The organism is Neobacillus niacini (assembly GCF_036961885.1).
In the GTDB taxonomy this organism is placed as follows: Bacteria; Bacillota; Bacilli; order Bacillales; family Cytobacillaceae; genus Neobacillus; species Neobacillus niacini_H.
The window spans coordinates 1-7,827 of sequence record NZ_JBALNQ010000017.1 but is presented as its reverse complement, the minus strand read 5'-3'; the positions used below and the strand labels follow the sequence as shown (position 1 = coordinate 7,827).

The 7,827-nt window shown below is 39.0% G+C and carries 9 protein-coding genes; 2 read left to right on the top strand and 7 right to left on the bottom strand.

Going from position 1 to position 7,827, the window contains the following annotated elements:
- Positions 1-60 precede the first annotated feature (60 nt).
- Positions 61-336, bottom strand: a complete 276-nt coding sequence (locus tag V7124_RS08505) for a YutD family protein (protein WP_335412824.1) — start codon at positions 334-336, stop codon at positions 61-63.
- Between the two features lie 114 nt (positions 337-450).
- Between V7124_RS08505 and V7124_RS08500 the strand changes: the two genes are divergently transcribed.
- Entirely contained in the window at positions 451-1,092 is a 642-nt protein-coding gene (locus V7124_RS08500; RefSeq protein ID WP_335488049.1) for a YhcN/YlaJ family sporulation lipoprotein, read from the top strand.
- A gap of 41 nt (positions 1,093-1,133) precedes the next feature.
- On the opposite strand, the gene lipA is transcribed toward V7124_RS08500, so the two are convergent.
- Positions 1,134-2,051 (bottom strand): lipoyl synthase, encoded by a 918-nt coding sequence (gene lipA, locus V7124_RS08495; protein ID WP_335488046.1) that lies wholly within the window; start codon positions 2,049-2,051, stop codon positions 1,134-1,136.
- Between the two features lie 204 nt (positions 2,052-2,255).
- Between lipA and V7124_RS08490 the strand changes: the two genes are divergently transcribed.
- The gene (locus V7124_RS08490; RefSeq protein WP_335488142.1) at positions 2,256-3,203 is read left to right on the top strand and encodes a M23 family metallopeptidase; all 948 of its coding nucleotides are present in this window, start codon (positions 2,256-2,258) and stop codon (positions 3,201-3,203) included.
- 21 nt (positions 3,204-3,224) lie between these two features.
- On the opposite strand, the gene yunB is transcribed toward V7124_RS08490, so the two are convergent.
- The 5 genes from yunB to V7124_RS08465 all read right to left on the bottom strand — a co-directional run bounded on the left by yunB (position 3,225) and on the right by V7124_RS08465 (position 7,679).
- Positions 3,225-3,980 (bottom strand): sporulation protein YunB, encoded by a 756-nt coding sequence (gene yunB / locus V7124_RS08485; RefSeq protein ID WP_335412830.1) that lies wholly within the window; start codon positions 3,978-3,980, stop codon positions 3,225-3,227.
- A gap of 91 nt (positions 3,981-4,071) precedes the next feature.
- Positions 4,072-4,374 carry a YunC family protein gene (locus V7124_RS08480; RefSeq protein WP_335412832.1) on the bottom strand — a complete coding sequence of 101 codons (303 nt, stop codon included), beginning with the start codon at positions 4,372-4,374 and terminating at the stop codon, positions 4,072-4,074.
- A gap of 66 nt (positions 4,375-4,440) precedes the next feature.
- On the bottom strand, positions 4,441-5,787 hold the full coding sequence (locus tag V7124_RS08475) for a bifunctional metallophosphatase/5'-nucleotidase (protein ID WP_335488043.1): 1,347 nt from the start codon (positions 5,785-5,787) through the stop codon (positions 4,441-4,443).
- 207 nt (positions 5,788-5,994) lie between these two features.
- Entirely contained in the window at positions 5,995-6,816 is an 822-nt protein-coding gene (locus tag V7124_RS08470) for a sulfite exporter TauE/SafE family protein (RefSeq protein WP_335412835.1), read from the bottom strand.
- Between the two features lie 17 nt (positions 6,817-6,833).
- Complete coding sequence (locus tag V7124_RS08465) at positions 6,834-7,679, bottom strand: DUF72 domain-containing protein (RefSeq protein ID WP_335488040.1); 846 nt, start codon at positions 7,677-7,679, stop codon at positions 6,834-6,836.
- Between the last annotated feature and the right edge of the window lie 148 nt (positions 7,680-7,827).

The window sequence follows — 7,827 nt, the reverse complement described above, 5'->3', positions numbered from 1 at the left end:
CTAAGTTCAAAAACTTATACTTATCTTTAAATGAAGAAGCTCGCCAATCGGCGAGCTTCTTTATTTTTTTACCCTTTTTAAAACAAAATAGGCACATCCAAAATTACAGTATTCATACAAATACTCACTTAATGTACTGATTTTGGTATCAAATGTAGCCTTTTGATTTTGATCATCAAAAAAGCCTTTTAGCCTGAGCTGACCATATCCCCAATCACCGACAATATAATCATATCTAGATAATATTTCACTATATCTGGCCTTTATGGCTTCCTCATTAAAGGCATCTCTGTGTTCCTGCACAATTTCATATGTCGAACCATTGATATTGATCATATAATCACCTCAAATTTTACCAGTTAATCCTTCTTTCATTATAACCGATTCACCATCAATTACTAAGAAAAAAAATCAGTTATTTGGCTAACCTAAAAATAGGAGGTGCTTTACGTGAAGAAATGGTTGATGATTATTGGATTTTGTTTACTTTTCACAACTACTGGCTGCTCAAAGGATATGGCAAATCGCGATGTATACGAAGAAAGCGGAGATACAATAAATGTCAATAATAAAAGGGAAGAGCTCTATCATGAAGGCGGCAGTCGTGGCGTTCGGAATGTAAGTGATGATTATGGCTTTGTTCGTCACCAAAAAAGTCCTATCCAGAATGATCGGGGCGGAATGGAGCATTATTCAGCGATTGACCGTGAACAAGTAGCTAACATCATTAGTCAATTTAGCACAGATATTCCAAATGTAAATGATGTGGCTACCTTGGTAACCGACCAGGAAGTGCTCATTGCCTATAGCACCGACACTAAGGACCGCAACAAGACGGCAGATCAGGTAAAAAGAACAGCCATGTCTGTTGTTCCGAGATTTTATCATGTCTATGTATCTGATGACAAAAACTTAATGCGGGATGTGGAAAATCTTGCAAATATGGATTCAACAAGCAAAAATGCAAGAAACTCCGTAACCAGTTTAGTTAATCAAATGAAGAAGTCTCCACAAGGTAACCGCATGAGTGAAAGCGAAGATGAAAATGGAGCAACTCAAGATGATGTAATGAACACTAAGAATCGTCGTTAAGCAAAAGAGTTCAGCCCGATTAAGGACTGAACTCTTTTTTCTTATGCTTGTTTTACTTCGGTTTCCCCAAGCAATTGTTTGTGCTTTGCGGCTGCATTTACCTGCTCATCTGCATGGTAGGATGAACGTACTAACGGACCAGCCTCACAGTGGCTAAATCCTTTAGTAAGGGCAATGTCTCGCAGTTCAGCAAATTCTTCTGGATGATAATATTTCTCTACCTTTAAATGGCCCTTAGAAGGTTGTAAATATTGACCAATCGTCATAATATCGACGTTATTAGCTCTAAGGTCATCCATAACCTCAATTATTTCCTCTTTTGTTTCTCCCAGTCCCACCATCAAGCTTGATTTTGTAGGGATCGTAGGCTGCATTTCTTTCGCTCTACGTAAGAACTCAAGTGAACGGTCGTACTTTGCACGCGCTCTTACTCTTGGAGTAAGGCGTCTTACCGTTTCAATATTATGATTCAAGATGTCAGGCTTTGCATCCATTAATAAGGCTAGATTTTCTTCCTTACCACCCATATCTGAAGGAAGGACTTCTATGCTAGTGAAAGGATTCTTTCTTCTGATTGCTCTAACGGTTTCTGCAAAAACTGCCGCACCACCATCTTTTAAATCATCCCGGGCAACCGCGGTAACCACTACGTGTTTTAAGTTCATTAATTGAACGGAGTCAGCTACACGTTCTGGTTCCTGTAAATCCAATTCTGTTGGAAGTCCTGTTTTAACCGCACAGAAACGGCATGCACGTGTACAGGTATCACCGAGGATCATAAAGGTAGCTGTTCTTCTTTCAGCCCAGCATTCGTGGATATTTGGACAACGTGCCTCTTCACATACAGTATGTAAACTCTTTTCTCGCATCATTTTTTTTAAGCCTGTGTAATGTTCATTTGTATTTAATTTTATTTTTAACCATTCAGGTTTGCGTAAATATTCTTCATTCCTGCTCAATTTTTTCACTCCTTGATTGAGTTTGCTCCCTGTCACTTTACCATACTTTTTGCAACAAGGACAAGCAGACCAACTTTTGTTAGGTCTATTTCCAATTATTGATCATTATGAATTTGCCTAGAAATCATAAACTAAAGTCATACAATAATCGGAAGGAGGATTCCTGTGCGGGTTTTTCTGATAATTGGAACTTTCCTCTTATTTATGAGCCTTTCCCTTACGGATGCTCATGCAAAAAGTCCTGATGAGTATCAAGAGAGAATGACATTATATAAAAAGGTGGAAACTCTTACCCAACTGCCTTGGTATTATTTAGCAGCTATTGATCAATACGAAAGAAATATTCGCCAGGTTCGCAAGGACTTACCTAAAGCGGAAAGTGTGATTGCCATCTATTTTTCTCCGGAAAAATGGGCTGGAGCAACCAATCCGAATCCGAATGAAGAAGACCCTGCCATTATTCAGTTTTTCAATGGTATGGGTGTTGACGGAGATGGAGACGGCAAAGCTAGTTTAAAAAGTGATGAAGATGTTTTATATGCTTTTGCCAATTATCTGCTCTCATACGGAATAGACCATGATAATATAAAAATCGGGTTATGGAATTATTATCATCGTGATAAAACTGTTGGCATTATTGTGGGTAAGGCAAAAGTATATCGCCATTTTGGCCGCTTAGAATTGGATTCACATGTTTTTCCTTTACCTTTAAGAAGCAACCACAGTTATCGCAGTACCTGGGGTGATGCGAGAGGCTGGGGTGGCAGAAGAATGCACGAGGGTACAGACATTTTTGCAGGCTATGGTGTTCCCGTTCGTGCTACAAATTATGGAATTGTGGAAATGAAGGGCTGGAATAAGTTTGGCGGCTGGAGAGTAGGAATTCGTGATATTAATAATACGTATCATTATTTTGCTCATCTTAGTGGTTTTGCTAAAGATTTAAAAGAAGGGCAAATCGTTGAGCCTGGAACCTTGATTGGCGGTGTAGGCAGTTCGGGATATGGTCCGCCGGGAACATCAGGGAAATTCCCTCCTCATTTGCATTATGGCATGTATAAAGACAATGGTTATACAGAATGGTCCTTTGACCCCACACCACATTTAGGATTGTGGAAACAGCAAGAAAGACAAGCATTGAAGAAAAGGTAAGGACTGTCCTTTGGCAGTCCTTTACTTTTTAGGCGGTGGTATCTCAATGGAAGGCGTAATCCCACCTCCTCCATTATTATAAAATTGCGGTACATCACCCTGAATTAATCTTCCCCCAACTGGAATATTCTGTTCAAGTTTGGTAATCTGAGTGGCAAAGGGTGTTATGATTTGAACTGAAACCTCTAGATGGATAGCAACATCTATCCATGTGTTATTAATCCCCATTGGTTTCGGGTTTATCTTCACATCTGGTCGTACTTCACCAATCGCATGAAACCGGACTGGAATTTTAGGCCCTAAATTTCCTAACAATGCCATGTTGGTTGCCTGGCCAAGCGGGACATTCCAAATAATCCCATCCTCTTTTTTCTTATTTACTTCAATATCGACATCTGTTAATTGCTCCAATGACGCAAGATCGCCTTTCTCAGCAGCATTTAGATTTTTCTGTATCTCACTGGTGATTTCAGATAATTTCTGATTAATGACTTCTGTTTTAAGACTAGCACTTGGCTGTGCATCACCCTGTCCAGGCTCAATTGCGATAACATCCCCTACTTCGACCGTCTTTTTATTAATCGCCTTATTGATAACCTGTGAGGCAATTTGTTTTGTCTTGGATTCCGCATATCGCATTAAAGAAGGTTCAATCCCTTTATTCACCAACCATATTCCAAGTGCTGTAGACAAAAGAAAAAACACAAATGATAAGAGTAAAACATATCGGAAAGGTAACGGACCCCGTTTTCTAGGACGTAAACGTAACTTTGCCAAAAAAAATCCCCCCTTACATGTTATATGTATGCATAAAAAGGAGGAACTAGCCTTCAAAGTAAAAAAAAGCCTACACCTCTGTGCAAGCTTTTCAAACCATTTTCAGCAAGGCATCTTTTCCAATCATGCCTTTCGTTATCCCAATTTTTTCTGCCTCAACTGTAACTGATTCCATTGGGGCATTAAGGAGCTGTTCTATCGTTCTTACCCCCACCGCTCTTGCTGCTATGATTTTACGATCCTTCAATTTCTCGTTTAATAATCCAACATCTAGTGCACCGCACATGATATATCCCTTATCATTGCTAACAGTGAGTAGAGTTGTTTTTGGCAGTAAAACAGTAACAGCCAAGAACGTGTGACCATTAATAACTACCGGAGATAGCTCTATCAATTTACACACTCCTTTCCTTTCCTTACTTTCAACTTATGAAAGTGAAAGAAAAAGCGTGTATACAAACTATGCCTGCAATTTCCATTTTAATAAATCGCGCAAAAACTCGGGAAGAAAATATTGTTTTTTCTTATTTGGAAAAACTCCTTTAAAAAAATGGCCAAAGGTAAACATATCAGGTATGGCTAATGTATAGGATTGATCTAAGTTTAATTCGCTTTCATTGATAAAAATGGCGTTGTTGTCGTTAAAAGTAATCCCATCATAAACACTAATTCCCATAATGGTCCCCCTAAACCCAAGACCTGCAATTTGTCGCTGTGGCCAGTTCGGATCTTTCGTTTCAAGTAAAACCTCTTTTAACTCTGCACCTGAGAGCTGGATTTTACATGGATTGATGGGGTGAGGGCAAATGGTAAGTAAATCGTATGCAGTTACAGTACCCGATAATTGACCCAAAATAAGTCCACCATTAATAAAGGCACAATCTGCATCGCACCATTCTTTTAGTGCCCGGCATAAGATTTGCGAAAGCTCTGTTACTTGAAAGGGATTATGTGAAAATTCATTCGTCAGTGTTGTAATTTTTTGGTTTAATAACTTCTTCCCTTTTCGGTAAAACTCCTTTGCGATCGCTTTCTCATCTTTTACTGCTGGAAGCTCCATCACATTATACAATTTTGCTTGTTGACGAATCGATTTCCGGTCATCAACCTGAAGAGTGACTTGACCAACAAACCTTCCATGCTTACCAGCACCAGCTATAAGTGTACGGCCTATTTGCTTCCCTTCAGGAAGTGTATGATGGGTATGCCCGCCGAGAATTACATCTATCTCCGGGTAATCTACAGCTATTCGTTCATCATGATTTAGCCCGAGATGTGAAAGCAGGATGATAATATCCGCTTCTTCTTTTAAAGGTCCCATCCATTTCTTTAACTCTTCGATAGGGTCGGTCAGCTTCCAGCCAAGAAGGTCATATAGATGCGAAAAATATGCTGTTAACCCAATCACTCCAATCCGTGTTCCCCTTTTTGTTTGATAAATATAATAGGGTTTTAGCCACGATGGATGTTGACTCTTGTCAGTATAGAGATTGGCAACACTCACATCAAAATCCCTGTTGTCATATAAATGATTCAAACCTTCATATGGGAAGTTGATTCCTTCATTGTTACCAATTGTAACGGCCGTATATCCAGCATCATTTAACAACTCAATATTGCCCTGTCCTTGGGTCGCTTCAGAAAGTGGGTGCCAGCGATCAATAAAGTCACCAATGTCAAAGAGAAAAAATTCTTCTCCAGCTTCTTCATGTTGAGTTCTTTTACTTGTTAAGAAATGCTGAATTCGCGGCCAACGTTTTAAATGGCTATGAAGATCATTTGTATGATATATGTGAATGAATTCCATGTAGGTTTCGCTTCCTTTTAGCTAAGGCTCTTTTCTTAAACTTCGTTGCTTTATATAACAAAATTAATGTAATCCTGTGTTTTCGCAGAAAACACATAAACTTATTTAAAAAAGAGCCTGCAAACTAAATTTCAAAGGCTCAAAATAACTATTTTTCACGTTAAAATCGGCTTTAAGATTTTAACAACAATCGTTACGAAATCAGCCTTAACCAAAAATACCTTGATAAATTAATCGTATGCCAACAATTATTAGTACGCTTCGCAATACTAACACGATGGTTTTACTTTTTAGCCTAGTGTTTAAATATACACCGACCTTTGCTCCAATCCAAGCACCTGGAACCAATGCCAGTGCAAGCAGCCAATCAACATTCCCAAGTGTGATATGGGTGATTGAGCTTAGAATGGATGTTGGCAAAATCATAAACATTGAAGTGGCTGTTGCCACATGTGGCGGAAAGAAAAAGAAAAGGATCATGGTCGGTACCATCAATGAACCACCGCCAACCCCTAATATTCCTGATAAAAAACCAACTATAAAGGAAATAACCACTGCTATATATGGGTTAAACCCATACTCAAAAGTTTTCCCTGAGTTATCAGTAAAGCTTCGTATAATCCCCTTTTCTTTTTGAAAGGGCATTGGCTTTAATTTATCTTTTAATAATAGAACAAACGAGACAAAAATAATAAAAATACCAAAAAATAAATTAAATGATTTCAAATTTAAAACTTCTGTCACCCAGGCACCTAGAATACTTCCTGGACCACTTCCTATTAGGAAAATTAAGCCGCTTTTATAATCAACCGTTTTATGTTTCATATAAGCTAACGTCGAAGAAAGCCCCGTAAAAATCATGGTAAAGAGGGAGGTTCCTACTGCTGTTTGCGGAGAGATATAGCCAAATGCAGACAGAGAGCCTAAAAAGAGTAAGGATGGTACAATAATGATCCCCCCGCCCAGTCCAATTAAACTGCCTAAGGAACTACCTGCAATTCCTATTAAAACTAATACAATCCATTCCATTGTCGTTCTCCTTTATTTTAAAATAGATCCAATTGCATTGGAGCAAGGTCTTCATATTCTAACTCTAACAGGTTCATCATTGCTTTTGCGTTATCTGCTGCATCTCCGCCAGAATTGTTATTAAAGAGAACATAGACATCCTTAGACTCCTTCGCTAATTTCTGGATTGCCACTGCCCATTCCTGGAGTTCTTGTTGATTATACCGATAAAGGTAACGAACCTCACGCCAGTTTTCTGCTTGACGTTTTTGCCAGCCATGAACGTTACGTCCATGAAATCTTATCAATAATTTTTCAGTGTCAACGGCTTCTAAAACCGTGGGTATCGATCCTTCGCCTGATTGTGGTTCGTCACAAATACTATGAATCCATTTTTCCTCTTTCATAAAATCGAGGGTTTGCTGTCGATACTGGGGTAAAAACCATGATTGATGCCTGAACTCGAGCGCACATGATAGATCACCCATTTCTTTTTTGCACCAACGTAAGTATTCAACATTCTCCCGCTTACAATCAAACCATGGTGGGAATTGAAAAAGGGCCATTGCAAATTTATTTGCTTCTATGTAAGGTTCTAGCGATTCTTTGAAGGCATGAAACATTTCTTGTTTGGTTGCAAATGGAATTTCCCCCCGTTGATGGCCGGTCATTCCCTGGTAGGCTTTTACAATGAATTGGAATGAGGAAGGAGTATCATGGACCCACTTAGTTGCATTTCTTTTCGGTTGAATGGCGTAAAAAGCCGTATCTACTTCTACTGTTGGAAAATGAGCTGCATATTCTTTTAACTTATCCCTGGGGGAAATTGGGCCTGGATATAAGCTGTCATGGTCTCCCCAACCTGTTACACCAATGTAAATCACCGTTCATCACCTCTACTTGTTAATAATAGCATAACCTAAATTTCAACCGAATTTTTTAGCCTTTCGAATTTTGGAACCCACCTGTATTTTTGTGCTATCCGAGAGTATTCTCCGCCATCCGAGAGTATTTTCCGCTATCCGAGAGTAT